Source organism: Natronorubrum halalkaliphilum (assembly GCF_009834785.1).
Classification (GTDB): domain Archaea; phylum Halobacteriota; class Halobacteria; order Halobacteriales; family Natrialbaceae; genus Natronorubrum; species Natronorubrum halalkaliphilum.
Map to the genome: position 1 here is coordinate 21,622 of NZ_WUYX01000070.1, position 25,104 is coordinate 46,725.

General features: G+C 63.3%; 25 protein-coding genes. 9 read left to right on the forward strand and 16 right to left on the reverse strand.

Going from position 1 to position 25,104, the window contains the following annotated elements; genetic code table 11:
- Positions 1 to 204: hypothetical protein (locus GS429_RS22310; RefSeq protein WP_235920866.1), on the forward strand; the 204-nt coding region annotated here is incomplete at its 5' end.
- Between the two features lie 262 nt (positions 205 to 466).
- On the opposite strand, the gene GS429_RS19565 is transcribed toward GS429_RS22310, so the two are convergent.
- The 4 genes from GS429_RS19565 to pyrB all read right to left on the reverse strand — a co-directional run bounded on the left by GS429_RS19565 (position 467) and on the right by pyrB (position 4,539).
- Complete coding sequence (locus GS429_RS19565; protein ID WP_160067347.1) at positions 467 to 1,684, reverse strand: hypothetical protein; 1,218 nt, start codon at positions 1,682 to 1,684, stop codon at positions 467 to 469.
- 267 nt (positions 1,685 to 1,951) lie between these two features.
- Positions 1,952 to 2,833: a hypothetical protein gene (locus GS429_RS19570; RefSeq protein WP_160067349.1), complete on the reverse strand. Its 882-nt coding sequence runs from the start codon at positions 2,831 to 2,833 to the stop codon at positions 1,952 to 1,954.
- Between the two features lie 289 nt (positions 2,834 to 3,122).
- The gene (gene pyrI, locus GS429_RS19575; RefSeq protein ID WP_160067351.1) at positions 3,123 to 3,611 is read right to left on the reverse strand and encodes an aspartate carbamoyltransferase regulatory subunit; all 489 of its coding nucleotides are present in this window, start codon (positions 3,609 to 3,611) and stop codon (positions 3,123 to 3,125) included.
- Positions 3,604 to 4,539, reverse strand: coding sequence for an aspartate carbamoyltransferase (gene pyrB, locus GS429_RS19580; protein WP_160067353.1), 936 nt, complete (start codon positions 4,537 to 4,539; stop codon positions 3,604 to 3,606). The genes pyrI and pyrB overlap by 8 nt, the downstream gene beginning before the upstream one ends.
- A 154-nt stretch (positions 4,540 to 4,693) precedes the next feature.
- Here pyrB and GS429_RS19585 point away from each other — a divergent pair, with 154 nt between their 5' ends.
- Complete coding sequence (locus GS429_RS19585; protein WP_160067355.1) at positions 4,694 to 5,320, forward strand: RAD55 family ATPase; 627 nt, start codon at positions 4,694 to 4,696, stop codon at positions 5,318 to 5,320.
- A gap of 111 nt (positions 5,321 to 5,431) precedes the next feature.
- On the opposite strand, the gene GS429_RS19590 is transcribed toward GS429_RS19585, so the two are convergent.
- Both GS429_RS19590 and GS429_RS19595 read right to left on the reverse strand, forming a co-directional pair.
- Positions 5,432 to 5,941, reverse strand: a complete 510-nt coding sequence (locus tag GS429_RS19590) for a twin-arginine translocation signal domain-containing protein (RefSeq protein WP_160067356.1) — start codon at positions 5,939 to 5,941, stop codon at positions 5,432 to 5,434.
- 312 nt (positions 5,942 to 6,253) lie between these two features.
- Positions 6,254 to 7,225, reverse strand: coding sequence for an FKBP-type peptidyl-prolyl cis-trans isomerase (locus tag GS429_RS19595; protein ID WP_160067358.1), 972 nt, complete (start codon positions 7,223 to 7,225; stop codon positions 6,254 to 6,256).
- 88 nt (positions 7,226 to 7,313) lie between these two features.
- Between GS429_RS19595 and cyaB the strand changes: the two genes are divergently transcribed.
- Both cyaB and GS429_RS19605 read left to right on the forward strand, forming a co-directional pair.
- Positions 7,314 to 7,871, forward strand: coding sequence for a class IV adenylate cyclase (cyaB, locus tag GS429_RS19600; protein WP_160067360.1), 558 nt, complete (start codon positions 7,314 to 7,316; stop codon positions 7,869 to 7,871).
- A gap of 91 nt (positions 7,872 to 7,962) precedes the next feature.
- Positions 7,963 to 9,168, forward strand: coding sequence for a methionine adenosyltransferase (locus GS429_RS19605; protein ID WP_160067362.1), 1,206 nt, complete (start codon positions 7,963 to 7,965; stop codon positions 9,166 to 9,168).
- 33 nt (positions 9,169 to 9,201) lie between these two features.
- Here GS429_RS19605 and GS429_RS19610 read toward each other — a convergent pair whose 3' ends face one another.
- Complete coding sequence (locus GS429_RS19610) at positions 9,202 to 9,885, reverse strand: DUF4336 domain-containing protein (RefSeq protein WP_160067364.1); 684 nt, start codon at positions 9,883 to 9,885, stop codon at positions 9,202 to 9,204.
- A 304-nt stretch (positions 9,886 to 10,189) separates the two neighbouring features.
- Between GS429_RS19610 and GS429_RS19615 the strand changes: the two genes are divergently transcribed.
- From GS429_RS19615 to GS429_RS19625, 3 genes are all read left to right on the forward strand, one after another.
- Positions 10,190 to 11,419, forward strand: coding sequence for an MFS transporter (locus tag GS429_RS19615; RefSeq protein ID WP_328821499.1), 1,230 nt, complete (start codon positions 10,190 to 10,192; stop codon positions 11,417 to 11,419).
- A gap of 125 nt (positions 11,420 to 11,544) precedes the next feature.
- On the forward strand, positions 11,545 to 12,723 hold the full coding sequence (locus GS429_RS19620) for a tRNA sulfurtransferase (protein WP_160067366.1): 1,179 nt from the start codon (positions 11,545 to 11,547) through the stop codon (positions 12,721 to 12,723).
- Between the two features lie 40 nt (positions 12,724 to 12,763).
- Positions 12,764 to 13,396 (forward strand): DUF5804 family protein, encoded by a 633-nt coding sequence (locus GS429_RS19625; protein WP_328821500.1) that lies wholly within the window; start codon positions 12,764 to 12,766, stop codon positions 13,394 to 13,396.
- Positions 13,397 to 13,598: 202 nt separating this feature from the next.
- Here GS429_RS19625 and nirK read toward each other — a convergent pair whose 3' ends face one another.
- The 4 genes from nirK to GS429_RS19645 all read right to left on the reverse strand — a co-directional run bounded on the left by nirK (position 13,599) and on the right by GS429_RS19645 (position 18,084).
- Positions 13,599 to 14,636, reverse strand: coding sequence for a copper-containing nitrite reductase (gene nirK / locus GS429_RS19630; RefSeq protein WP_160067368.1), 1,038 nt, complete (start codon positions 14,634 to 14,636; stop codon positions 13,599 to 13,601).
- A gap of 341 nt (positions 14,637 to 14,977) precedes the next feature.
- The gene (locus tag GS429_RS19635) at positions 14,978 to 15,697 is read right to left on the reverse strand and encodes a hypothetical protein (protein ID WP_160067370.1); all 720 of its coding nucleotides are present in this window, start codon (positions 15,695 to 15,697) and stop codon (positions 14,978 to 14,980) included.
- A gap of 110 nt (positions 15,698 to 15,807) precedes the next feature.
- On the reverse strand, positions 15,808 to 16,785 hold the full coding sequence (locus tag GS429_RS19640) for a PLP-dependent cysteine synthase family protein (protein ID WP_160067372.1): 978 nt from the start codon (positions 16,783 to 16,785) through the stop codon (positions 15,808 to 15,810).
- 237 nt (positions 16,786 to 17,022) lie between these two features.
- Positions 17,023 to 18,084, reverse strand: a complete 1,062-nt coding sequence (locus GS429_RS19645; RefSeq protein ID WP_160067374.1) for a Leu/Phe/Val dehydrogenase — start codon at positions 18,082 to 18,084, stop codon at positions 17,023 to 17,025.
- 84 nt (positions 18,085 to 18,168) lie between these two features.
- Between GS429_RS19645 and GS429_RS19650 the strand changes: the two genes are divergently transcribed.
- Both GS429_RS19650 and GS429_RS19655 read left to right on the forward strand, forming a co-directional pair.
- On the forward strand, positions 18,169 to 18,498 hold the full coding sequence (locus GS429_RS19650) for a VOC family protein (RefSeq protein WP_160067376.1): 330 nt from the start codon (positions 18,169 to 18,171) through the stop codon (positions 18,496 to 18,498).
- A gap of 84 nt (positions 18,499 to 18,582) precedes the next feature.
- The gene (locus tag GS429_RS19655) at positions 18,583 to 18,954 is read left to right on the forward strand and encodes a TlpA family protein disulfide reductase (protein WP_160067378.1); all 372 of its coding nucleotides are present in this window, start codon (positions 18,583 to 18,585) and stop codon (positions 18,952 to 18,954) included.
- 165 nt (positions 18,955 to 19,119) lie between these two features.
- Here the strand turns inward: GS429_RS19655 and GS429_RS19660 are convergent, their stop codons facing one another.
- The 5 genes from GS429_RS19660 to GS429_RS19680 all read right to left on the reverse strand — a co-directional run bounded on the left by GS429_RS19660 (position 19,120) and on the right by GS429_RS19680 (position 24,925).
- A complete protein-coding gene (locus GS429_RS19660; RefSeq protein ID WP_328821501.1) occupies positions 19,120 to 19,866 on the reverse strand; it encodes a WbqC family protein in 747 nt (248 codons plus the stop codon).
- Positions 19,867 to 20,179: 313 nt separating this feature from the next.
- On the reverse strand, positions 20,180 to 22,378 hold the full coding sequence (locus tag GS429_RS19665; protein ID WP_160067382.1) for a thioredoxin domain-containing protein: 2,199 nt from the start codon (positions 22,376 to 22,378) through the stop codon (positions 20,180 to 20,182).
- A gap of 39 nt (positions 22,379 to 22,417) precedes the next feature.
- On the reverse strand, positions 22,418 to 22,915 hold the full coding sequence (locus GS429_RS19670) for a small multi-drug export protein (protein ID WP_160067384.1): 498 nt from the start codon (positions 22,913 to 22,915) through the stop codon (positions 22,418 to 22,420).
- 141 nt (positions 22,916 to 23,056) lie between these two features.
- Entirely contained in the window at positions 23,057 to 23,782 is a 726-nt protein-coding gene (locus tag GS429_RS19675) for an alanyl-tRNA editing protein (protein ID WP_328821502.1), read from the reverse strand.
- 159 nt (positions 23,783 to 23,941) lie between these two features.
- Complete coding sequence (locus tag GS429_RS19680; protein ID WP_328821503.1) at positions 23,942 to 24,925, reverse strand: methyl-accepting chemotaxis protein; 984 nt, start codon at positions 24,923 to 24,925, stop codon at positions 23,942 to 23,944.
- Positions 24,926 to 25,104 lie beyond the last annotated feature (179 nt).

The window sequence follows — 25,104 nt, forward strand, 5'->3', positions numbered from 1 at the left end:
GACGACGATGACGGGCTGATGGGCGACGATGACGACGACCTCATCGGAGACGACGATGACCGTCGGACGGACGATGACGGATTGATGGACGATGACGACGACGATCTGATTGGCGACGACGATGACGGACTGATGGACGACGATGATGGCCTGATGGACGACGACGATGACGATGACGACATCATCGGTGACGACACCCGATAGTCACGTCATCACGCCAATCCGACGTCGCCTCCGCTGGCTACTCTCAATTTTCGATCGCCGATACCGACCCGAGAACTGATCGGTCGCTACCGACGGGATAGTCGCTTCCGTTGGTTGCACTCGAGCCTTCGAGTCGAAAACTATCGACGGCTTCTCGCTCGAGCAGTTTGCGTCCGAAACGAGACAGTCGAGAAGACGCGCACTGGCGAAACGACCGTCCGGGACGGAAGATCGGACCGAGAAAAGCGGCTATAGAACGCCGTTACTCCGGCTGATCGGCGGCATCGATTGGGTCGGTTTCGAGATCGTCGTCCTCCCGCGGCCCTCGTTCGACCGAGAGATCAGTGTCATCCTGTGACATCTGATCCCGGTCGGCATCGCGGTCGGCGTTTGGTTCGGACTGACGGGCCTGTGACCGAGACGTCTCGAGTGCTTGTCCGGACGATCCCTCGCGCTGGCTCTGTCCTCGACGGTGACTGGTCGGTTGACGCTGTCGACGCTGATCGCGCTTGCCTCCTCCCGAATCGATCCGCTGTGAGTACTGCTCTCGGTGACGACCGCGGGTCGATCGATCGGGGCCCTGTTGGAACGGTTGTGGTCCGTCCTGTGTCTGCTGATTCCGCGGCTGTTGATTCCGTGGTGTCGGTGACTGTTGGTTCCGGGGCTGCGGTGATGTTTGTGGCTGTTGATTCTGTGACTGTGGGTATCGATCCTGGCTCTGGTCCTGTCCCTGTCCTTGCCCCTGCCGAGTATCGCGCCCAGACTGGCTGTGCTGTTGTCCTCGAGCGGATTGGCCCTGAGACGGACTGGAGTCGGAGGGGCCCTGATCGTGATGGGGCTGCTGAGTCTGGGCCTGGTCCTCAAACTCTGTTTGTGATGGGGGCTGTCGGTCGATCGAACCGGACGGCTCACCGCCGTACGTGTTCTCCCGGGGGATCCATTCGCCGGCCTGTGCGTACTGCTGTGTCGGCTCCTGGGAGTGGGACTGCTGGACCCCCATCTGTTGGGCACCCGTCTGCCGTCCACTGCGCTGTTGCCCAGCCCGGGTGGCATCCGTCATGGGCCCGCCCGGTCCCTGCTGAAGTCTCGGCTGCTCGAGCATTTGCTGACCCCCCATCTGATTTGCTTCTAACTGTTGTTGCAACGGCGCCTGATTCGCGGCGTGCATCCCCTTCTCCATCGCGCGTTCCATCTCGGGCATAACGGCCTCGATCCCGTCCAGATAGCTCCGCATCATCGACCGGGTGAACTGCTGGCCCGGGAACCCCTGCAGCATCGACATCGTCATCTCGAGTCCCCGTTGCTGAGCCGTCTCCTGCCACTGAATCGCACTCAGGCTCATTCGCACGATGTTCCGCTGGAGATCCATCGCCTGCTCGATGGCGTCCCGTCCCTGATTGATCGTCGTCTGTTGGAGTTGTGCCGTTGGATCGTGCTGTGACTGCTGAGATCGGTGTTGATGTTGGTGTTGGTCCGTCATCGGTTTCACTCGAGGATCGCTCGATCCTCGCTGGCACGTACGGCGAGCGAGCATCGTATAAAGGTCGCCGTCAGTTCCAGCCGAAAGGAGTCGACCACCGACTGAAACGATTCTGAACGCGCGACCAACGCGGTGAAATAACGGCACACGCGGCCAAAGAACACCGTTCAAATTCCCACTGCAGCTCCTGTGTAATCACACTGCGATCCGTCGCCAATCGGTAGTTAGCTCGGCGTAACAGGTTCTTGGGAGACTGTTATCGACGGTTCAGGGATCTGCATTCGAATCCGAATCCGGACCTGGAACCGAATTCGACTCTGTCTCCGGCTCACCGTGTGTCACACCCTCCCGTTCGTCCGCCTGCATGCGACGCAGTGCTGCCCGCCCGTTGCTCGCTTCGTAGCCGAAGAAAACGTTCTTCCCGTAGGCCTGGGCGACTTCGGTGGCGTGGATCAGGTTGTCGATATCGATGTTTATCGCGTACAATTCGATGCTGAACGGCGTCTCGAGTGCGCTCTCGAACCCGCGGGCGATCGTCTCGAGCCAGTAGGTCGTCTCGTAGGCCATGTCGTACAGTGGGACGACGAACTCGTCGACGTGTTCCTCGAGGGCCGCGAGATCGATCCCGGCGCGCTCGTAGAGGTGGCCGGGGTAGGGGTCGGGGTAGAGCGTCATGTAGACGCGACCGGGAATGCGATCGACGGCTTCCTCGACGAACTCGGTGATGACGCTGGCGCGCCACTCGAAGCGGTCGTCGTACTCGCTCGCCTCGAAGGACTGCTCGCAGACGCCACAGCGACAGTATTCGTCGCGCGGGAACCCGATATCGTCGAGTCGGACGTCCTCGTTCGCGTCGACGCAGTCGTCGATGACGTCGAACAGGCCCTCGCGGTAATCCTCGCGACTGGGGCAGATGTACGCCCAGTCGAAGTACTCTCGGTCTCGCGTGGCCGGGCGGCCGAAGTCGTCGACGGGAACGAGCGACGGATCGGCGTCCGCTGCAGCGTTGTCGCCGAAGCAAGACACCATGTTTACGCCGTCTTCGATCGGTTCGGCGGACCGGCCGGTAACGTCTTTGACCTCGTAGAATCCGCGATCGAACTCCGGCCACCGGACTTCTTCAGCGTTACGCGTGACGACGCCGTACATAACTCACCGTACGACGCCGTCGCCGTAAGCCGTTCGGAATCGAACGGGGGGTGTTCGATTACTCGACCGGTTCGTACTCGACTTCTTCGATATCGACATCGGAGGAGCCGCCGGAAACGACTTTCCAGAGAACGGCGATGACGAACAGGGCAACCAGGATTTTGACTGTACGTGACATGTACAGTCGAACAATGTATTGACAGACACTTAGATATTCGGGATACTCATCGATGCCTGAAGATCAAACCGGATCGTTACGGAAACTACAGCAGTCCGGATCCGAGGCCGGTCAGGTGTCGATCAGCGAGGCGATCCCCCTACGAACGATCGTCTCGCAGTACGCACAACGGACGCCATCGTCGAGCACCTCGAACCGGGACACGACTGGCTCTCCTCCGGTCGTGATACAGCCCGGATTGGGACACGAGAGGACGCCCTCGACGGCACCGGGGCGTTCGACGCGGTGTTTCTCGATCACCTCGTAGTCGCGAACGATGTTGATCGTGGCGTCCGGCGCGATCAGCGAGAGCACGTCGACCTCGTCCTGACTGAGCTCCCGGCCCTCTACCTTGACGATGTCCTTGCGCGCCAGGCGATCCGACGGAACGTTCATCCCGACCGAGACCTCCTCGCCGTCGCTCCCGTCGATGCCGAGAATTGCGAGGACGTTCAGCGCCTGACCGCCCCGAACGTGGTCGATAACGGTCCCGCTGCGAATCTTGCTGACCCGCAACTCGTGGTCGTCGTGGCCGTCGTGGTGGTCGTGATCGTCACTCATCGCGTTCACCCCCCGTCTCGCTGAGCAACAGATCGAGCAGCGCCATCCGCACCGGGACACCGTTGTGCGCCTGCTCGAAGTAGGCCGCGTGCTCCGTCTCGTCGATCGACGGCGCGATTTCGTCGACGCGCGGCAGGGGATGCATGATGGTCAACTCGTCGCTCGCGACCTCGAGCGTCTCGAGATCGATCTGGTACTCGCCCGCGACTTTCTGATACTCGTTCTCGTCGGGGAACCGCTCGCGCTGAATCCGGGTCATATAGAGGACGTCCAGCGACGGCAGGACTTCCTCCAGCGAGTCGTGCTCGCGGACCTGTGCGCCGTCGCCCGCCTGATGCAGGTCGTAGACGACCTCGCGGGGCAACTGCAGACTCTCCGGGCTGATGAAATGCTGGTGGGCGTCGAAGTTCGTCAGCGCGTAGGCCAGCGAGTGGACGGTCCGGCCGTACTTCAGGTCGCCCATGATCCCGATCGTCAGGTCGTCCAATCCGGCGTTTTCCCGAATCGTGTACAGATCGAGCAGCGTCTGAGTTGGATGGTGGCCCGCTCCGTCGCCGGCGTTCAACAGCGGCACGTCGACGAATTCGCTGGCCATCGTCGCCGCACCCTGTTTGGGGTGGCGCAAGACGAGTGCGTCGGCGTACCCCTCGATGACGCGGACGGTGTCCGCGAGCGTCTCGCCTTTCTTTACGCTCGAGGATTCGACGGACCCCATGTCGACGACGTCGCCCCCGAGTCGTTTCATTGCAGCTTCGAAGCTCATCTTCGTCCGCGTGCTCGGCTCGAAAAAGAGGAGGCCGAGCAACGTGTTCGCGTGACGGTCGGCGACGGTCGACGGATCAGCGTCGATTTCGGCCGCCCGGTCGAGGACCGTTTCGATGTCCGCCCGCGAGAGTTGTTTGCTCGTGATGAGGTGATCGTGACGCATTCGTTCGTGTTGGCTCTTGCCGGCCCCTTGAATCTCTCCATTCGCAGTCGACTGCGCTCCGCCCGACCCGATTCTCACGGACGACACTGGCCGACGAGACGTTGTATCGAAGCCAAAGAGTTATGCGGGCACTGGGGCAATTGAGCACAATTGTATGGTCGGTCGGCTGGAAACCGGAATCGACGTGCTGGATCGGAAGCTCGACGGTGGGTTACCTCCGGGGTGTGTCGTCGCGTACACTGCCAAGCCAGCCAGCCAGTCGGAGCTGCTCCTGTACGAACTCACGGCCGCCCGCGGAACGCTGTACCTCTCGACCGAACGCTCGGCCGACGCCGTCACGCACGCGATCGAAAGCTCACCGTCCGCCGTCGGCAGTCCGACCGTTCGACACGTCACCAGCGACGACCCGCTCGAGGAAGCGACCCAACTCATCAGTGCCCTGCCCGACGGTGCCAACCTCATCATCGACACGATGGACGTCCTGGAACGATCCGACACCGACGACTACGTCGAGTTTTGTAACGAACTCAAAACACACATGCTCGAGACCGGATCGATCGCAGTGTTACACTGTCTGAAGAGCGACGACGAACCCGCAAACCGCTCGCGGACGTTCCACGCGGCCGACGCCGTCTTCGATCTCCGGACCATGATCGCCGGCAGCGAACTCGAGAGTCACCTCACGATTCCCAAGTTCCGCGGCGGGAGTCAGCCGACCGAGGCGATCAAACTCGAACTGACGGAGGAAGTGGCGATCGATACGAGTCGGGATATCGCTTGATCGTTTTGTCTCCTGGCTGCCTAATCGCCCGATATCCGCCGCCTGAAAACGCTGAACTCTCGAGCGGTGTGAGAAGAACCGATGGCTCGTTACATCGAACGCAGACGTCAACTACTCGGATCGAACCTCGATCGAGCCGACCATGTCGTCTTCGTGGGCCTCACAGAGGTAGATCTCCATCTCTTCGGTCGCTTCGACGGTGAGGGAGGTCGTTTCACCTTCCTCCTCGACAAAACTCGTCGCCTCGGCTGGGCCATCCTCGTCCCAGATTGCGAAGTTGTGATTACTGCCGTCCCTATTCGTCCAGAGAAACTCGTACTCCGATCCCTCGTAGAGTGCAATATCCGGGTTTTCGATATCCTCGATAACAGACGGTCTTCGACCGACCCAGCCGTCTTCGCTGGCGTCGAACTCGATCGTCTCGACGTCGTCCCACTCCTCGTCCCAGTCGTCTTCCGGCGGGTCGGCTTGCTCGTCCTCTTCCGACTCACGTTCGTCGTCGCGATCGGTTTCTCCCGGGTCACCGCCCCCTTCGGTACACCCTGCAAGGATCCCAGCAGCGGCCGCTACGCCGCCGATTCGAAGAAACGTCCGTCGTGAACGCGGATTCGGTCGTTTCATTGTACGGCGTAGGTGGCCGACGAAAATAAACGACTTGCGGACACTTGCGTGGCCGGTGGGAAACTCGGCCCGCCAGCGGAGAAATCGCACCCTCGACTACGGTTTCGACCGGCACGAACGCGGGCCGTTCCCGAACGGCTGCTACGGTTCCTGTCCGTCAGTACCGACGCACCGACAGCCGCCGTGGCTCACTGATCGATACAACAGTCCGTCTGACTCTCGCACAAAACGACGGTCGGCTCCACACCGACACCGTTCGGTGGCGGTTCCTGACAGTGTCGTTCGAAAAATTCGGCTCTCGGGCTGTGTCGCTTACTCTTCGGCGCCTTCGAGTTCTTCGACGATCTCGTCGGCATCGACGTCGGCGTCCTCGAGGGCCTCCTCGATGTCGCCGCCGCCCATACCGCCCATGCCGCCCATCATACCGCCCATACCCATGCCACCCATGCCGTCGATGACTTCCTGGACGATGACGCGGTCGACGCCGACCTTCTCGATGACGTCCTGTCCGATCTGCTGTTTGCCCATCATCCACTGCTGATTCATCGTCATCTGGGGCGTGGCCTCGAGGTAGAGCGTCTCCTTCTCGACGGTCTCGGTCTCGAACTCCGGTTCGGCGGGTTCGTCGTCTTCGTCCTCGTCCTCGTCCTCATCAGGCTCGACGGGAACCTCCTCCTCGACTTCGTCCGTCTCGATCCAGAGGTCGGGCTCCATCCCGAGGTACATCTCGAACAGGCCGGACGCCTGCTGTTCGCGGTCCTCGACGGTGTCGGCGACCGTGTACTCGTACTCGACGTCCTCGCCGGCCAGCGGGTGGTTGAAGTCGACCCGCGCGCGGCCGCCGATGATGGTGCTGATGTAGCCCTGCTGGCCGTCGATCTGGACGTTCGCACCGGGGTAGCGGTCGTCCTCGTCGATTTTCTCGGCGCTGACGGTCTGGACGTCGTCAGGGTCGTACTCGCCGAAGGCGTCTTCGGCATCGATCGTTACGGTGCCGGAGTCGCCGGGCTCGCTGCCGACGATGGCCTCCTCGACGCCTTCGAAGATGTGGCCTTCGCCCAGGATGATCGTTCGCGGCTTGAACTCCTGGCCCTGGTCGTCGACGCCCTCTTCCTCGGCAACTTCGGGGTCGGTCGTGTCGACCAGCTGGTCGTCCTCGGCGGTGTATGCGGTGTACTCGATCTCGACGAAATCGCCGTGCTGCAGTCCGTCGGCGTTCTCGTCTCCTTCTGCGTCAACGTCATCGGCCTGCTCCTCGAGCTCGGCCTCCTGTTCCTCGGTCATACGTTGTACGTCCCGCCGTCGACATTTAAGTACGACGCTTTGCGCCGAGAACGACCGATACTTACGGGCGCTCGCCGTTCCCCCGGCCATGTACGAAGTCGAAGTGAAGGTGCCCGCGGCGCTCGAGGCCGTCCGTTCTCGACTCGAGGCCCTCGGCGCGGACCGAGAGGGGACTATCGTGCAGGCGGACACGTACTACGACGCGCCCCACCGTTCGTTCGTCGACACCGACGAGGCGCTGCGGATCCGCCGCGAGTCGAATCCCGAGTCAGGGACCGACGAGACCCGCATCACCTACAAGGGCCCGCTGCTCGACGACGAATCAAAGAGCCGCGAGGAGTTCGAAACGGCGGTCGGCGACGGCGAGACGATGGACGCCGTCCTGACGCACCTCGGCTTCGAACCCGCCGCAACGGTTCGCAAGGAGCGGGAACGCTACGGCCTCGAGGGCGATGGCTATAGCTATACGGTCACGCTCGATTCGGTCGACGACGTCGGCGAGTACGTCGAGGTCGAAACGGACGTCGAACGCGAAGCCGACCTCGAGCCGGCTCGAGAAGGGGCGTACGACGTTCTCGAACGGCTCGAACTCGATCCAACCGAGCAGCTTCGAACCTCGTATCTGGGACTGTTACTCGAGTCTTGAACGCGGTGGCTGTCACGTATTACCACCAGGTATTTTTCGAACCCATCCTGTTTCCGCAAGTTATAGAACCACCGTCCGCCAATTCCCCCTAATGAGTGAGCGGAACATCCGGGTCGAGCCCATCGACCGACAGGCAGTAGAGGACCAGGAAGTCGAAATCGTTGAACGAAAGGGGATCGGCCACCCCGACTCGATCTGTGACGGAATCGCCGAGGCCGTTGCCGGCGCGCTGGCCCGGGAGTACCTCGATCGCGTGGGCGAAGTACTGCACTTCAACACCGACGAAACCCAACTCGTCGCGGGCGAAGCCGCGCCCGCCTTCGGCGGCGGCGAAGTCGTCGACCCGATCTATCTGCTGATCGTCGGCCGCGCGACCAAACACTACGAGGGCCAGACCATCCCCGCCGAGACCATCGCGTTGCGCGCCGCTCGCGAGTACCTCGAGGAGACGATTCCACAACTCACCTTCGGCGAGGATATCGTCGTCGACGTCAAACTCGGCGAAGGGAGCGGCGACCTCCAGGAAGTGTTCGGCGAGGACGAAGTGAGCGTCCCGATGGCCAACGACACGAGTTTCGGCGTCGGCCACGCGCCCCTGACCGAAACCGAGCAGATCGTCCTCGAGGCCGAGTCGCGGCTGAACGGCGAGTTTGCCGCGGAGAATCCCTACCTCGGATCGGACGTGAAGATCATGGGCAAACGCGAGGGTGACGAGATTGACGTGACCGTCGCGGCGGCGATGGTCGACGAGCACGTCGCGGATCTGGACGCCTACATCGACGCCGTCGAGTCGGTCCGCGAGTTCGTCGAGGAAGTTGCGAACGAACACACGGACCGCGCGGTCGACGTCCACGTCAACACGGCCGACAATTACGACGAGGGCTCGATCTATCTGACCGTCACCGGTACCTCCGCCGAGCAGGGCGACGACGGCTCGGTCGGTCGCGGGAACCGTGCGAACGGGCTCATTACACCCAACCGCTCGATGTCGATGGAAGCCACCAGCGGGAAGAACCCGGTCAACCACATCGGGAAGATCTACAACCTGCTCTCGACCGAAATCGCCGAGGAGGTCGTGGGCGAGGTCGACGGCATTCGCGACCTGCGCGTTCGCCTTCTCAGCCAGATCGGTCGGCCGATCGACCAGCCCCACGTCGCCGACGTCCACGTCGTCACCGAGGATGGCGTCGCGCTCGGCGACGTCAAAGAGGACGTCGAAGCGATCGTTGACGAGGAACTCGCCGACGTCACCGGCATCACCCGCCGCGTGATCGACGGCGAACTGACGACGTTCTGAGGCGACACCGGAGAATCGTTTTCTGCCGAATCGCTACTCGAGCAGCCAGTCGTAACCCTCGAGGAGTGCTTGTTGTCCTCCGGAGTCGATTATCTCACCGTGTCCGGGCACGACGCGGTCGAACTCCCAGGCGAGGACGTCCCGTATCGAGCGACGGAACGTCGCCTCGTTCTGTATCGTGAGTCGGAGTTCGATCGGCGGTCCCAGGCGATTTCGGATCCGGAGCGCGCGGGCCACGAGTCGCGTCTTCAGTGGGCTATCGTCTCCCACGTGAAACCCGACATCTCCGAGGATCAGCGTCCGACTCGGCCGATGGAAGAAGGCGAGTTCCGTGAGCCAACGGTGGCCGGCGACGACGACCTGATCGATATCGGTGCCCCACCGCGGATCAGGGGTATCGCCCAGCACGTGGTCGAACCGCAGGTCCGGTCGCCGCGCGGGGAGACCGGGGGCGGCCAGCAACGTCGCGTCGGGATACGCGGCGCGGTACTGTTCCATGTACAGGTGGCCGTGGAGCTTGCTCGCCGGTGCGACGAACCGGACTTCGCCGAGTTCCTCGAGCGCCGTTTTCAGTTCGGGAGTCAACTCGGCCGGCGACTGAACGAACAGGCCGCCGCTCGAAAGTTTCATTACCGACATAATTCGACCGAGCTCGACGCCGAGAAACCGAAGCGACTCCTCGTAGGTCCAGAACCGATTACCCCGCTGTGTGAGCATCCTATCCGTTCTATCGTCGAGTTAACGTATATAACAGCGAGCCGATCCCAGACTGCTGGGACCGGGCGGCTGATACGGTTTACTGTAGTCAATTACCGCCGATCACCGACCCCGTCCCTGATGATCGGCGGTACATAGTTACAGCAATCCGTATGAATCTCCAGTACTCGGTGTCTTTCTCTCTCGAGGACAACGGGAAGATAACGCCGCCTCGGGGATCGCCGATTTCGATAGACCCTTTAGCCGCGATCCAGTCTGTTTTCCCAACGGGTTACGAATCGAAATACCTAGAGAGCGATCGCCAGTGTCCCTTCCATCCGCCAGTTCGAACCGCATCGTCCTCGCCGTCGTCGCGAGTACCTTCTTCGTCGGATTTGGCGGCGGCGTCATTTTCCCGATCCTGCCGAATCTGGGCGAAGTGCTGGGAATTTCGGCGTTCATGGTTGGCCTCATTCTGAGCGCGAATCGGTTTACGCGCCTCGTGGCTAACGCGCCGGCCGGCGCTCTCGTCGACCGAATCGGGACCCGAAAACCGTTCATCGTCGGGCTGGCGATCGAAGGCGTCGCGACGTTCATGTATGTCGTCGCGATCCTCTCACCGCTGCCCGAGTTCTGGTTTATGCTCGCCCGCATCCTCTGGGGCGTCGGCAGCGCGCTCGTCTTCGCGACCGCCTACACGATCACCGCCGACGTCAGCGAGGCCGACTCGCGGGGTACGAGCATGGGCATCGTCCGCGCGGGCATCACGTTCGGCTTTCCCGCGGGGCTCGTCCTCGGCGGCGTCGTCAGCGACGTCTGGGGCAACGTCGAAGCGTTCGTCCTCGCAGCGTCGTTCGCCGCCCTCGCGAGCGTCATCGCGTACCTGATCGTCCCCGAAACCCACGTCGAGGGCGAACAGGATTCGGTCAAGCCCTGGGACATCGAAACGAGCGTCCCCGCCCTGACGATCGGATTCGTCAATTTCGGACTCTACTTCGCGTACATCGGCGTCCTCTTCTCGACGCTCGTCTTGCTGCTCGACGCACGGGCGATCTCCATCTTCGGACTCGACGCCCAGGGCTCCTCGGGCATGCTGATGGCCGTAACGGTGCTCGCCGGCGCAGTGTTCACGCTCGGCGGCGGTGCGCTGAGCGACTCGGTCGGGGCCCGCGTTCCCGTCATGATCGGCTTCCTCGCGACCTCGTGTATCGGCTTCGCGGTCCTGGCCTTCGGCTCGAGTTTCGAAATTCTGGTCCTCGCCTGTATTCTGATCGGGGCCGGTCAGGGCGGCGTCGGCGGTCCGCTGACGGCGCTGCTCGCGGACCTCACGCCGGAGGAGCGTGTCGGCCGCGCGATGGGGACGAACAACGTTCTCGGCGACGTCGGCGGCGGACTCGGGCCACTCGTCTCGCTGCCGCTCGTCGAAACGGTCGGGTTCGAGGTTATCTACGGATTGAGTGCGATCGTCCCGATGCTCGCCGGAATCGTGCTCCTCGTCGGCATCTACGCACACACCGGTCGCATGAGTCCGACGATCGGCGAATCGGTCGGCTGACAGTGTCCCACCCGTCAGCTGGCTCTGACGACTGTTAGCGGTACCCGAACCGCCGGTCGTGTCGGCGTCGCCCCGAGACGTCGTCCTCGTAACCCCCTTATAGCTCCGGCCGACTATCCCCGTTTATGCACCCGCCGGGAGCCGATACCGTCCTCCTCCGTCACGGGGACGTCAACACCAAGAGCAACACCGTCAAGCGGTACATGGAGGGGCTCCTCGTCGAAAATCTCGAGGCCCTGCTCGCGGATCGATCGATACCCGGCGAGGTCGAACGCCGCTGGAATCGACCGCTGATTCACACCGCAGAAGACGCCATTTCGGACGCGACTGCGGCCGCGTCGGACGCCTTCGGCGTCGTCTCCGCGAGTCCGGCCCTAACCGTCAGCACCGAGAAAGAACGGATTCTCGAGGCCCTCGTCGAAACCGCCCGTGCGTGTTACGACGGCGGCGCGTTCGCCGTCGACGCCCGCCGGTCCGATAAGAGCCTCCCCTATGGCAGCGAGGAACTCGCCCGGGACGGCGGGACCGCTATCTGGGAGGCCGTCGATGACGAGTTCGACCCCGAAGTCGACCTCGACGACCCCGATATCACCTTCGGCGTCGAAGTTCGGGAAGATCTCGCGTTCATCTACCTCGAGAAAGTCCCCGGACCGGGCGGGCTCCCGCTCGGCGCTCAGGAGCCGGTGATCGTCCTGGTCAGCGGCGGGATCGACTCGCCGGTCGCGGCCTACGAGATGATGACGCGGGGCAGCCCGGTTATTCCGGCCTACGTCGATCTCGGAGCCTACGGCGGCATCGACCACGAGGCGCGCGCGATGGAAACCGTTCGAAAACTCTCGCAGTACGCGCCTAACTTCGACATGCAGGTCTACAAGGTTCCGGGCGGCGAGACCGTCGATCTGCTGGTCTCCGAGATGGAACAGGGCCGGATGCTCTCGCTTCGCCGGTTTTTCTACCGCGCCGCCGAAACGCTGGCCGAACGCGTCAACGCCAACGGAATCGTCACCGGGGAAGCGATGGGCCAGAAGTCGAGCCAGACCGTCCGGAACCTCGGCGTCACCAGTCGCGCCGCCCGCCTGCCGATCCACCGGCCTCTACTCACACTGGACAAGCAGGATATCGTCGCCAAAGCCCGCGAAATCGACACCTACACCGATTCGACGATCAACGCCGGCTGTAATCGGGTTGCCCCGGATCGGGTCGAAACGAACGCGCGACTCGAGCCGCTCTTGGAAGCGGAACCCGACGATCTGCTCGAGCGAGCCGAGGCGGCCGCGCGAAACGCCGAACTGGTCGAACCCTGATCCGTAACCCACATTACACAGACGCACCCACCACAGACTAGTGACCCGCGTCTGTCTCATCGGGACGGCCGACTGCACCCTCCAGTACGAACTCCTCTCCCGGGAGACGTCCCGCGAGGCGCTCTCGACGTACGACCTCGAGCGCCCGTTCGAGAACTCGCTTGCGCTTGACACCGTCAGCGTCGGGGCCGCCGTCTCGCTGCTCAACGACCTGAACTGGTATCTCACGCGGTTCGTCGACGAAGCGCTCGTCCAGGAACCGTCCATCAGCGACGACGAGTGGCTCTCGAGAGACCTCGCACGGGAACTTCGAAACGGCGAGGTTAAACCCGGCGAAACGGCGGAGTTCTGCAAGATTTACGGCCTCGAGCGCGTGGGCCCGGACGGGGGATCGATGCAGGAAGAGGCAGCAGAGGGGTCGAGTCAGGCTGGGGCTACCGCCTCGAAGGGTGGTTCCGAACCAGCACGGAACGACACCTCTGACTCGGTGACCGCCGCGACGGAAGACTCGAGTGACACCGCCGCGACGAGTGCCGGTGACGGCGGTTCGGTCTGGCGGCTCGTCGAACCCCTGTACGTGCGCCGAACCGACGGCGAACTGCCGACGTACGATCTCAGAGCCGTCGAAAAGACCCTCGTTGTTCGACTGACCGAAGCTGAACATTCGCCGTAGCTCATACTGCCGGACAGAAGTCACTGTAGAAGATTCGCCGGACGGAGACAGCAAATCCTCACAATAGTTCTGTCCGACAGTATCACAATCGTCGTCCGGGCTCCCTCGAACGGGAGACGGACCCTCGACTATCGCACTCGGCAGAAACCGGTGGACCGATCACACGTCCGGCAGGACGTGGCTGGGGTCCGGTTCGATACCGTCACGGATCGGGATTGTAGATGTCGGTGTCCTCCTCGCCTTCGACTTCTACCTCTGCGAGCAATCCTTTTCGGACCGTTCGGGAGAGTGCGTGGTCGACGAGTTTGACGGGTCCGGGAACCGGCAACTCCATTTCGCCGACCCCCGTCGTCCCTGCGGGGAGCGCCGCCCCTTCGACGTTCCGAACGGGCTCCGACTCGATATCCCCGTAGTCGTACCAGCGTGCCCAGACGTTACCGATGGGGTGTGGACCACTCATTAGGTTCGGTCCGGCGTTACACCAATAGACGCGTACGGTTTCGTCCGTTTCCGCGTGAATGCGTCCTTGGTCGCCACCTTCGGTAAAGGTCCCCACCTCGCCGTTGAACAGGACGTACGTGGGGTTCTCGTCGGCGGCGGCGTCGAAGTCGAAGTTGTGGTGGCCTTCCTCGCCGACCTCCATGTCCGTGTAGAGTTCGTGCTGTCCGAGGTAGAGTTCGCGGTCAACTTCGGGGAGTCCGTCCTCCGGTTCGACCAGAATCGTGCCGAACATCCCCGTGGAGATGTGGTAGTCGTGTTGTCCCGGGGCGCAGTGATAGTAGAACGCGCCGGGGTACTCCAGTCGGAACTCGATTTCGACGGGGCCCTCGCCCGGTGCGATCGTCGTGTCGGCCGCCCCACCACCGGGGCCGTAGACCGCGTGGAAATCGATGTTGTGTACGTCTGCGTTGAGGTCGTCGGGGACGTCGAACGTCAGATGGACAGTGTCGCCGACGCGGGCGCGGACGAACGGACCGGGGATTTGCCCGTCGAACGTCATGAACCGATGCGTGACGCCGTCTTCGATCTCCGCGACGAGTTCCTCGGTCTGAATCTCCAATTCGTGGTGTTCCGGTTCGTCCCGATCTATCGGATCCGGTAGGTCCGTGGGATCGGCAGCGATGCTATCGACGTCGGTCTCTTCCGCCGGACGACCCTCATCTTCGTCGTCGTCCTGCGAGACCGCCGTGCAGCCAGCGACGGCACCCAACGCACCAACGGTGCCGAGCGTTTGAATCATTCGGCGTCTGTCGATGTGTTGATTCACCTGTTACACTCGCAGATCCGTTATCAAAGAACACACACCGAAGAGTGCAAGCCTAAACGACTGGTAAAATCACAGTTGTGCTATGTTCTACTGTACCGATAGTTGTTAAGGGTGATACATCCAGCTTGCTGTGGCCGTGTACCGGCACAATCGCAGGATGATCCTACTCCCACGGGAATAGGCTACAGTGGTCGTATCAGTGCCGATTTATCGCTCCCGTAACATCGCGTCCCGCGCGAAACGACCCCCCGTCACCTGTAGGGGGAACTGAACGGTCGTCCACGTTGGTTCGAGGCACCGATCGGGACGAGCTTTCACGCGTCGTCGCGGTCGCTATCGCCCGTCGTCTCGCCGTCACCGTCCGCATCCGATTCGCTTGCGCTGTCGGCGGCCAGCCCGATGCTGCGTGGGTTCCCATCGCGGTCGACGATCGTCACCGAAACGTTCGGACTCCCCGCGATCGGCGCGCGGACGAGGTGGCCGACGGTCGTCTCCTGCTGTGCACAGGCCACCTCCTCGCCCGCCGAGTCATCCCTGACTACGGCTTCGAGCTCGAGTTCGTCGCCCTCGAGCGTCCCCTCTTCGAGCACCATTTCGTAGCAGAGATTCGGCGCGCCGGCCTCGAGTGCGACCACGACGGACGCCTCGAAGTCGGTCACGTCGACGAACTCGGTAAGGGACTCGTCCTCGAGGGGCCGTGTCTCGAGCCAGTCCGTCGCCCGATCGGGCTGGGTGAACAGCGTTGCATCGGGATCGGTCGGAACGTCGGCGTGGTTGAAGAGAACGCTTTCAACGTCCTCAAATCCGTCGTGTTCAGTGCTGGTGCCACTGACGTCCTCATCGTCGTCGGTCCCGCCGGATCCGGGGTCGTCGTCGGTGGTATCGTCCTCGCCTGTATCGTCGTCGGTCCCGTTCGACTCGTCGGGTCCGCTCAGGTCGTCGTCGGGGCCGCCGGTCTCGTCTAGACATCCGGCGCTGAGGGCGACCAGTCCGGCGGTACCACAGAGGATCCTGCGTCGAGATCGACGTGTCATTATTCGAGTAGAGAACCGGACGCCTAAAAGTGGTTTGCCAAGGTGAAAGAACGATTTTCGCGACGATCCCGACGGCGGCTCGTCGTCCGAAGGGGCGTCCGAACGACCAATCAGTCGAAGAGTCCGGTCGAGAGGTACCGTTCGCCGCTGTCCCAGAAGACGGTGACGACGAGTGGGCAGTCATCGACCGACTCGCCGCCGTCCGGTTCGGGCGTCGCCACCGGTTCGTCGAACGAGCCCGGAACCTCCGGACACTCCCGCTCCGGCACCGCGATCTCGCGGGCGATCCGCTGCGAGACGAGACTCGTCGCCCCGCTGGACTGGCCCACGAGGACGCCCTCCTCGCGGGCGAGGCGGCGGCACTCGTCTTCGGCGTTCTCGAGTTCGACCGTCTCGACGCGGTCGATCAGATCCAGATCCAGGTTCTCGCTAACGAAGCCGGGTCCCATCCCCTGGAAGTCGTCGTCGCCCGATTCACCCGTCGAGAGAACGGCGTTCGTGGCCGGTTCGACTGCGATGATCTCCATCTCGGGAAACTCCTCGCGGAGCCGTCGACCGGTCCCCGAGATCGTGCCGCCGGTGCCGACGCCGGCCACGAAGGCGTCGATCTCGCGGTCCCCGACCTGCTCGACGATCTCCTCGCCGGTCGTTCGGTAGTGGGCTTCCGGATTCGCCGGGTTCTCGAACTGACCCAACTGAATCGCGCCGGCGGCCTCGAGTTCTTCGGCGCGAGCGCGGGCATCCTCCATGTCGCCGTCGACGAGTTCGAGTTCAGCGCCGTAAGCGGACATGATCTGACGGCGCTCGGTGGACTTGTCCGACGGCATGACGATCGTCAGGTCGTAATCTCGAGCTGCACAGACCAGCGAGAGACCGATCCCCGTGTTTCCGCTGGTCGGTTCGACGAGCCAGTCGCCGGGTTCGATCGTGCCGTCGCGTTCGGCCGCCCGGATCATCTGTAGGGCCGGCCGGTCCTTGGCCGAGCCACCGGGGTTGAAGGATTCGACCTTCGCAGCGACGGTCGCGCCCTCCGGCGAATCGACCTGGACGAGCGGCGATCCGATCGTGTCCAGGATGCTTCCCTTCATTGGCCACCCGTAGGTATTCGAGACGTAAACCGGTGCTGGACAGAGGCAGGACGTGCCGGTGTATGGACGAGTGTCAGCGGCCGAACTCGAGCGCAAACTGAACCGCGCTCGGACCGACACTCGAACTCAAACGCAAACTCAAAAACAAGCTCAAAAACAAGCTCAAACCCAAGCGAAATCGCCGTCACTCGCCTTCGCGGATCGGCGAACAACGAACGGGCGGCGGAACTGACGTGCCTACAGTTGCGTCGGAACCGCTGGCGTCGTCCGCTCGGCGGCTTCGATCTGCTCTCGAGCGTACGCGTCGGCCGCCTCGAGCACCGTCGTCTCCCGTTCCTCGGCGAGTTCGATCATCTCGAGCAGTCGGTCGCCGATCGCTGCCGCCTCCTCGTAGGCCTCTTCTCGGGTCCCGCCGAGATACTCCTTGGCGACCGTGATCAGGCCGCCGCCGTTGATCACGTAGTCCGGAGCGTACAGGATACCCCGATCCCGGAGCGCGGTCGCGTGTCGACGTTCGGCGAGAATGTTGTTCGCGCCGCCCGCGACGATGTCGCAATCGAGTTGCGGAATCGTCTCGTCGTTGATCACGCCGCCGACGGCACAGGGTGCGAAGATGTCACACGACTGGTCGAAGACGGCGTCCGACGGGATCGTTTCGACGTCGTGCTCCCGTGCGAACGCGTCGACGGCGTTTTCGTCGATATCCGTAACCGTTACCGAAGCGCCGTCGGCGAGCAGTTCCTCGGCCAGCGAGCGGCCGACCTTGCCAAGCCCCTGGATCAAGACCTCGCGACCGCTCGTCGATTCCGTCCCGTAAACCGACTCGGTACAGGCCCGAACGCCGTGATAAACGCCGTGAGCCGTGATCGGCGATGGATCACCCAGCCCGTTGCTCGTGCCGACTACGTGGTCGGTTTCGCGGGCGATAACGTCCATATCCGCGACGCCGGAGTTGACGTCGACCGAGGTGATATACCGGCCGCCCAGACAATCGACAGCGCGCCCGTAGGCCTCGAACAACGCCTCGCTTTTGAGGTCGTCGGGATTGCCGAGGATTACCGCTTTCCCGCCGCCAAGCGGGAGGTCAGCCGCGGCCGCCTTGTACGTCATCGCCTGGGAAAGCCGCAACACGTCCTCGAGGGCGTGTTGTTCGGTTTCGTAATCGAGCATTCGCGTCCCGCCGAGACTCGGTCCGAGCGTCGTGTCGTGGATCGCAACGATCGCTTGCAGTCCGGTTTCAGGATCGGTGAAGTGAGATACCTGTTCGTGATCCCGATCGCCGATAGAGTCGAATACCATGCCATATAATATTTTTGTTTACCGTAAAAATCCCACCGACTTGGCTCCGGGAGCGTTTTTATCAGCGGGCAACAAGGAGCCGGTATGGACGGCATCGTCTTCTTCCGGACCGAACGCCACGACGACGTGATCGACTTCTATCAGGAGTTCGGCGCCGACGTTTGGCTCGAGCAGCCCGACTGTACCATCCTCGAGGCCGGATCGTTCCGATTCGGGTTCTGTGACCGAAACGACGCGGACACCGAGGGCATCGTCACGTTCGTCTTCGAAGACCGCGCGGGGGTCGACGACGCCTACGAGCAGATGGGCAACCGAGCCGAGGGCGAACCACACGCCAACGACACGTACGACATCTACCAGTTCTTCGCCTCGGATCCCGAGGGGCGCACCGTCGAGTTCCAGACGTTCGAGTGACCGTCCCGAAGCCCCCTCGAGACGACCGCGACGCGGCGGGAGGGAAGCGCGGTCGTTAAGCCGCCGGCCGTGTAATCCGGAGCCATGAGTCTCGAGACCATGCAGCCGAATCCCACCTGGGACGAAGCGTCCTATCAGGATGCGGTCGACACGCTCGAATCGCACAACGACGAACTGGTGTACAAGGTGTGGGGCGGCGACTGGTGTAAGGACTGCCGGAAACTGCTCCCGGATCTGGGGGCCGCACTCGAGGCGGCGGGCGTTTCCGAAGAGCGCCTCGAGGAGTACGCCCTCGACCAGGACAAGCAGGGCCCCGGAGTCGACGAGTACGGTATCGAGTACATCCCGACCGTCGTGGTAGAAACCGACGACGGCGAGGAAGTTACTCGGTTCGTCGAGTCCGAGGACCTGCCGCCGGCAATCTGGTTGGCCCAGCGGTTCGACGCGGAACTGTAACCGGATTCGGGCTACGAGAGCCGACACTTGAGCCGTTCTCTGGAACCCGGGCGGATGGAGGACAGTGACAGTTCATCGACGACCGACCGGACCGGTCACTCGAACGACGCAGCGAGGTCACCCGTAGCTGAACTCCGGACGTGTCGGTCATGGCGCTGTCTCGTGCTACCCACCGTCGGCGTCCATCCGCTGTAGGAGTTCGTTCGTGCCGTCCAGACCGACGTTCATGAGCGCGTCGACGACCGAGAGCTCCGGAATGAAGCCGTCGAAGCGCTGCTCGTAATCCGGATAGTCGAACGACTGGTACGTGAGGGCGACCTCATTCGCCTCGAAGCGCGACTGATCAAGGTACGACCGTGCACCGGTTCCGGAGAAGTACCGACCGGCGTCGAGTTCCGAACAGATGTCGACGATTCGGTCGGCCTTCGTCGCGTCGATCCCGAGCGAGGACGAGCGGACGAATCGACACTCGAGGTCGAGACGGTTGGCGATCTCGCGGACCAGGTGGACGTTCAGTTCGCACAGCGAGTCCCGCGTGCGCGCGTACGTCTCCTCGAAGAGATCGGCGACCGTGTCGAAGCGAGCAGCGTTGCCGTAGTTCTGCTGGAGGCTCTTTCTGTGGGTCTCGCACCAGTCCTCATCCGCGATCGTCACGTCGGCGATCGGGCCGCTCGATCCTCCCCGGACGGGGACCGTGAGCCACGTCCAGCCGTCGGGCGTCTTGATCCGGTTGCGGTTGATCCACGAGCCGGAGGTATACTCGACGTCGTCGAGGAAAACGAAGACGTCGCTCGCTCGGATCTTGTGGAAGTAGCCGAGCCATGGAAGATAGTTTGGCTGGTGGGCGGCGACGGTGACGTCGGACCGGCAATCGAGCGCTACGGACTCTGACTGCGACCTTGATCGGCTCACGTCAGTCCACCCCGCATCGCGCGCCAACTCGTTTGATTCGGGACGGCTCCGAACCAACCTCCCCACCCGCCGTTACTATTGCTATCGGAAACATGCTACCGGAAAAACATCTTGTGAGTATATCGTTAATGAGCGGTGAACAGTCAGGTAATCGGATCATTATGCGACAGGAAACTGTTTGTCAGTTTTTCACTTCAGCGCTAACTCGCCCCCGTCAAACGGGGCAAACCGATCACGGCGTCGCGAGAACCACCGCGTCGTGACACGTCGATGGTCCGCTGGCGAGGTGCAATGACCGCGACGGCGGGAAGCGCTAGAACGGACTGTCCTCGTCGTCGAGAACCGTCCCGGTCGACCCCTCCACCGTCGCGTCGACATCTGCGTCCGCAGTCTCAGTCAGCCACTCGAGTGCCTCCTCCACGTCGTGGACCGGCGGCGAACACGTCCGGTTCCGGCAGACGTACAGCGTGGATTCGCCGTCGCGGGCCTCGCGTCCGGCCCAGATCGGCGGCGCGTCTTCGAGGCCTAACTGCTCGAGCCACGTCTCGAGTCCGGCTTCCGTCGGCGGTCGGCGCGCGAACAGTCGGTCCGGGAGGAACCGATCGGCGAAGCGGTCGCGCCACTCCTCGGGGAGCGCCTCGGCGGCGACGGTAATCTCGAGTGCGCCTGACTCGAGTCGGTCGGCGGCGAGACAGAGCGACGCGTGCTCGAGCGCGTTCGTCTCGATCTTGTTCGCGTGCGTCTCGAGGACGGTCGAGGCGATCGCGTCGAACGCATCGTCATCGTCGGCGAACTCGTCGAGCGCGAGCAGCGTCTCGACCGCGACGCCGGTCGCCGAGGGCGTCGACTGGTCGTTCAGTTCCTGGGGACGCGTGACCAGCGACTCGCCGCTCTCGGGCGTGAAGTACAGGGTTCCCCGGTCGGCGTCCCAGAACTCTGCCTCGATGATCCGTGCGAGTTCGAGCGCGAACTCGAGGTGATCGACCTCGCCCGTGGCCTCGTAGCAACCCAGGGCACCCCGGGCGAGGAATGCGTAGTCCTCGAGGTAGCCGTCGACTTTGACGTCGCCATCCTTGTACCGGCGCGAGAGCCGCTGATCGTCTCCGTTCCAGAGCCGATCCCGAACGAACTCGAGCGCGTCGACGGCCATGGTAGCGTACTCGTCTTCGCCCAGCACCAGCGCCGCCTCCGCGCAGGTCGCGATCATCAGCCCGTTCCAACTCGCCAGCACCTTTTCGTCGCGGTTGGGACGCGGCCGCTGCTCGCGGACCTCGAACAGCCGTTCGCGTGCGGTCTCGAGTCGCGTTTCGACCTCGCGCTCCTCGAGGCCGTACGCCTCGGCGAGGGCCGGGACGGACTGGACACGATTCGGCTGGTTCGTTCCCTCGAAGTTACCCGACTCGGTGATGTCGTGGCGTTCACAGAAGAGCTCCGCGGTGGTCTCGTCCGCGAGCACCTCGGTCACTTCGTCGGGGGTCCAGACGTAGAAAACGCCCTCCTCGCGTTCGCCCGTCGGTGTCTCGCTCTGGGCGTCGAGCGTGCTGAAGAAGCCGCCCTCCTCGTGGGTGAGCTCTCGGGCGACGAACGCGAGCGTCTCCTCGGCAACCTCGGCGTAGCGCTCGGCACCCGTCAGCTGATAGCCGGCGAGGAACGCCCGCGGAATTTCGGCGTTGTCGTACAGCATCTTCTCGAAGTGAGGCACGGCCCAGTCCCGATCGACGCAGTAACGGTGGAAGCCGCCGCCCACGTGGTCGTAGAGCCCGCCCGCCGCCATCGCGTCGAGGGACTCCTCGAGCACCTCGAGATACTCGCCGCGGCCCGTTCGGTCGTACGCGCGGGCGAGCACGCGAAGACGAGACATCTGCGGGAACTTCGGCCCGCTCGAGCCGAAGCCGCCGTACTGCCGGTCGGCGCTTCGGACCGCCGCGTCGGCGGCGGTCTCGATGACCTCGCTCGAGGGCGGCTCCGGCGCGGCCACGGAGTCGGGCGTCTCCTCGAGGCGGTCTTTCGCCGCGTCGGTCCACTGCTCGGCGCGGTTCTCGACCGCTTCGCGATCGGTCTCCCAGGACTCGACGAGGTTGTCCAGCACGTCGAGGAAGCCGGGCTGGCCGCGTTTGGGCTCTTTCGGGAAGTAGGTCCCGACGTAGAACGGCTTGCCCTCGGGGGTGAGCCACGCCGAGAGCGGCCAGCCGCCCCGGCCGGAGACCAGCTGGGCGACAGTCATGTAAATGCTGTCGACGTCCGGGCGCTCCTCGCGGTCGACCTTGATCGGGACGAACTGCTCGTTGAGCACCGCGGCGACCTCCTCGTCGGCGAAGCTCTCGTCTTCCATGACGTGACACCAGTGACACGCCGAGTAGCCGATCGAGAGGAAGATCGGAACGTCGTGCTCGCGGGCGGCCTCGAGAGCCTGCTCGTCCCAGGGCTGCCAGTTGACGGGGTTGTCCGCGTGCTGGCGCAGGTAGGGGCTTTCCTCCTCGTCGAGGCGGTTTCGGTCCGTCGGAGTAGTCATGGGCGAAAATACGGTCGGACGTTGTAAAAGCCCGGCGTACTACGCGATCCCGAGCACCGAGACGCCGTACACCGAGGCCGCGACGAGCACGACCGTCCACACGAGGATGCCCGCGGTCATCCAGACGGCGACGGTGCGGCTCCGACTCCCAGCGAGCAACGCGACCAGTGCGGCGACGTGAACGCCGGCGAGTACTGGCCCGCCGAGCGCGAGTCCCGGCAGTCCGTACCGGTCCCAGAGCCGGCGCGCTCGGGCGTACCGGTCGCTGCGCCCCGACTTTTCGCCGCGGCGGCGCCGAAGCCAGTTCGCGATCTGCTGGTAGAAGAGAACGAGCGCATACACCGAGAGGACGTTGCCGGCGAACGCGACGACGCCCGCGAGAACGGGATCGAGTCCCAGCCCGATCGCGACCGGAATCACCACGAGAATCTCGATCACAGGAATCGCCGCGAAGACGAATACCAGCAGGTACTGGAGGAAGCCGGTCGCCTCCTCGAGGGTCGAGCCGACGTCGACCAGGAGTGGAACGAACGACATGAGTAACACACTGTGGAACGACGGGGCGCAGGGTTCGCCCGAAGACGATAGGTCAGTAGACGCTACTGGCGATAAATACGTGACGCTACTGGGACAAACGTCCGCTAGGCGCGTCTGTACATCGACCGGTCTTCGCTCGAGCTACGACTTCTCGAGTTCGAACGCGATTCGGTCGACGTCTTCGCCCTTCGACGTGTGGTCGACGATCGATACGCGTCCGATATCGCCGAGTCGCGAGACGTGCGTGCCGCCACACGGACACATGTCGAAGTCCTCGATCTCCACGACACGAAGCGGATCGACGGAGTCAGGGATCAGGTTGAGCAGCGCCCGCCCTTCGTCGACCTCCGCTTCGACGACATCCCGCGGACGGTTCTCCTTTACAACCGCGCGGTCGTGCTCGATCACTTCGTTGGTGCGACGCTCGATGCGTTCGAGGTCATCATCGTCGAACGATGTGGGTTCGAAGTCGATCCGCGACCGATCGGGGTAGACCTGGTTCCCGGCCGTGCTCGCGCCGTACTCCTCGAGGACGACGCGGGAAACGACGTGTTGGGCGGTGTGCATCCGGCTCAACTGCTGTCGTCGCCCCTCGTCGATTCGGGCCTGGACCGTCGTCCCCGGTTCGGGGAGCTCCCCCTCGCGAACGTCGACATCGTGGCGGACGTCGCCGTGGTCTTTCTGGACGTCGACCACGTCGGCGACGCCGCCCTCCCACTCGAGGGTACCCTGGTCGGCCGGTTGACCGCCGCCTTCCGGGTAAAAGTAGGTTCCGTCGAGGAACACGCCGTCGTCGGCCGCTTCGGTGACGGTTGCGGTGAACGTCGTCACGTCGTCGGCATCGGGAAGGTATCGTAACTCGGTCACGGACTGGGGTTAGAACCGAAGCGTAAAGACGCTACTGACGACGACTCGAACGGGGTGTGTGCGTCGACAACCGGAACGAGCCGACCCCGGTCCGGAGCCGGTCGGTGAGCTCCGATTCTCGGGCGACGGGAGCCACAAGAACGGGAGGGAGAGCGAGAGCTACCGCGCCGGACCCGCGTCGGGTGCGAAGTCGTCGACCAGCTGCTCGAGCGTCCGATCGATCGTCTCGATCTGCTCGGTCTGAGCGTCGACTTCGGACGCGATCGCACCGGTATCCTCGGCGATGGACTCCGCGCTGGCGACGCTCTGATCGACCATGCTCGCGACCTCCTCCGTGCTCGAGGCCTGCTGGTCGGTCGCCGCGGCGACTTCGTCGATGCCGTCGGAGACTTCGTCGACGGTGTCGTAGATATCCTCGAGGATCTCGGCGGCGTGATCGACCGATTCGATGCCGCGTTCGATGCGCTCGTTGTTCTCGTCTAAGCTCGTGGCGGCGGCGTCGGTCTTCTCCTCGACGTCCCGAATCATCCGTTCGATCTCGCTGGCTCGCTGCTGTGAATCCTCGGCCAGCGATTTAACTTCCGAGGCGACGACGGCGAACCCGTTGCCCGACTCGTCGGCGTGGGCGGCCTCGATCGACGCGTTCAGCGCGAGCAGGTTCGTCTGATCGGCGATGTTGTTGATCACCGAGACGATCTCGTCGATCTCCTCGACACTCTCCTGGATCGCCGTGACGTCGTCGGTCACCTCGGCCGCGGCCTCGCGGATCGCCGCCATCGCGGTCCCCACATCGTCCGCCGACTCCTGGCCCGCTTCGGCCAGGTCCCGAGCGGTCTCGCCGGCCGCGGCGACCTCCTCCGAGGACGAGGCGATCTCCTCGACCGACGCCGACAGACTCGAGGTTTCGTCGGCGACGTGCATGATCGCGTCGTACTGTTCGTTCGCCTCGTCGTGGATCTCGTCGAGACGATCGCTGATTTCGACGGTCCCGTCGCCCAGTTTGGCGATGGACCGTTGCATCTCCCTCGCGTTCTCGTCATCGTAGTCGGCGTCCGCATCGATGTCCGCGACGTCGCTCGTATCGACGTCGGTCTCCTCGCTACTGGCCACCGTTCGGTCGAGTGATCCGGACTCAAAAGCCACCGTCGGCCCCCTCGTGTAGCGAAACTCGACTCCGGGACCCACAGAAACAGCCAGCCATGGTTCGGTTACGTGATGCCATCTACTTCGTACGCTCGAAAAGTAGCATATAAAACCTGCTTGCCAACTATGAAGGTGAGCGTGTCAAGCACAGACAATGCTTTCGCGATGTGGCTGACGAT

Excerpts from the sequence above, each read along its gene's own strand:
- GS429_RS19565 (WP_160067347.1), bottom strand. The coding sequence starts at position 1,684 with ATGACGGACCAACACCAACATCAACACCGATCTCAGCAGTCACAGCAC.
- GS429_RS19570 (WP_160067349.1), bottom strand. The coding sequence starts at position 2,833 with ATGTACGGCGTCGTCACGCGTAACGCTGAAGAAGTCCGGTGGCCGGAG.
- pyrI (WP_160067351.1), bottom strand. The coding sequence starts at position 3,611 with ATGAGTGACGATCACGACCACCACGACGGCCACGACGACCACGAGTTG.
- pyrB (WP_160067353.1), bottom strand. The coding sequence starts at position 4,539 with ATGCGTCACGATCACCTCATCACGAGCAAACAACTCTCGCGGGCGGAC.
- GS429_RS19585 (WP_160067355.1), top strand. The coding sequence starts at position 4,694 with ATGGTCGGTCGGCTGGAAACCGGAATCGACGTGCTGGATCGGAAGCTC.
- GS429_RS19590 (WP_160067356.1), bottom strand. The coding sequence starts at position 5,941 with ATGAAACGACCGAATCCGCGTTCACGACGGACGTTTCTTCGAATCGGC.
- GS429_RS19595 (WP_160067358.1), bottom strand. The coding sequence starts at position 7,225 with ATGACCGAGGAACAGGAGGCCGAGCTCGAGGAGCAGGCCGATGACGTT.
- cyaB (WP_160067360.1), top strand. The coding sequence starts at position 7,314 with ATGTACGAAGTCGAAGTGAAGGTGCCCGCGGCGCTCGAGGCCGTCCGT.
- GS429_RS19605 (WP_160067362.1), top strand. The coding sequence starts at position 7,963 with ATGAGTGAGCGGAACATCCGGGTCGAGCCCATCGACCGACAGGCAGTA.
- GS429_RS19610 (WP_160067364.1), bottom strand. The coding sequence starts at position 9,885 with ATGCTCACACAGCGGGGTAATCGGTTCTGGACCTACGAGGAGTCGCTT.
- GS429_RS19620 (WP_160067366.1), top strand. The coding sequence starts at position 11,545 with ATGCACCCGCCGGGAGCCGATACCGTCCTCCTCCGTCACGGGGACGTC.
- nirK (WP_160067368.1), bottom strand. The coding sequence starts at position 14,636 with ATGATTCAAACGCTCGGCACCGTTGGTGCGTTGGGTGCCGTCGCTGGC.
- GS429_RS19635 (WP_160067370.1), bottom strand. The coding sequence starts at position 15,697 with ATGACACGTCGATCTCGACGCAGGATCCTCTGTGGTACCGCCGGACTG.
- GS429_RS19640 (WP_160067372.1), bottom strand. The coding sequence starts at position 16,785 with ATGAAGGGAAGCATCCTGGACACGATCGGATCGCCGCTCGTCCAGGTC.
- GS429_RS19645 (WP_160067374.1), bottom strand. The coding sequence starts at position 18,084 with ATGGTATTCGACTCTATCGGCGATCGGGATCACGAACAGGTATCTCAC.
- GS429_RS19650 (WP_160067376.1), top strand. The coding sequence starts at position 18,169 with ATGGACGGCATCGTCTTCTTCCGGACCGAACGCCACGACGACGTGATC.
- GS429_RS19655 (WP_160067378.1), top strand. The coding sequence starts at position 18,583 with ATGAGTCTCGAGACCATGCAGCCGAATCCCACCTGGGACGAAGCGTCC.
- GS429_RS19665 (WP_160067382.1), bottom strand. The coding sequence starts at position 22,378 with ATGACTACTCCGACGGACCGAAACCGCCTCGACGAGGAGGAAAGCCCC.
- GS429_RS19670 (WP_160067384.1), bottom strand. The coding sequence starts at position 22,915 with ATGTCGTTCGTTCCACTCCTGGTCGACGTCGGCTCGACCCTCGAGGAG.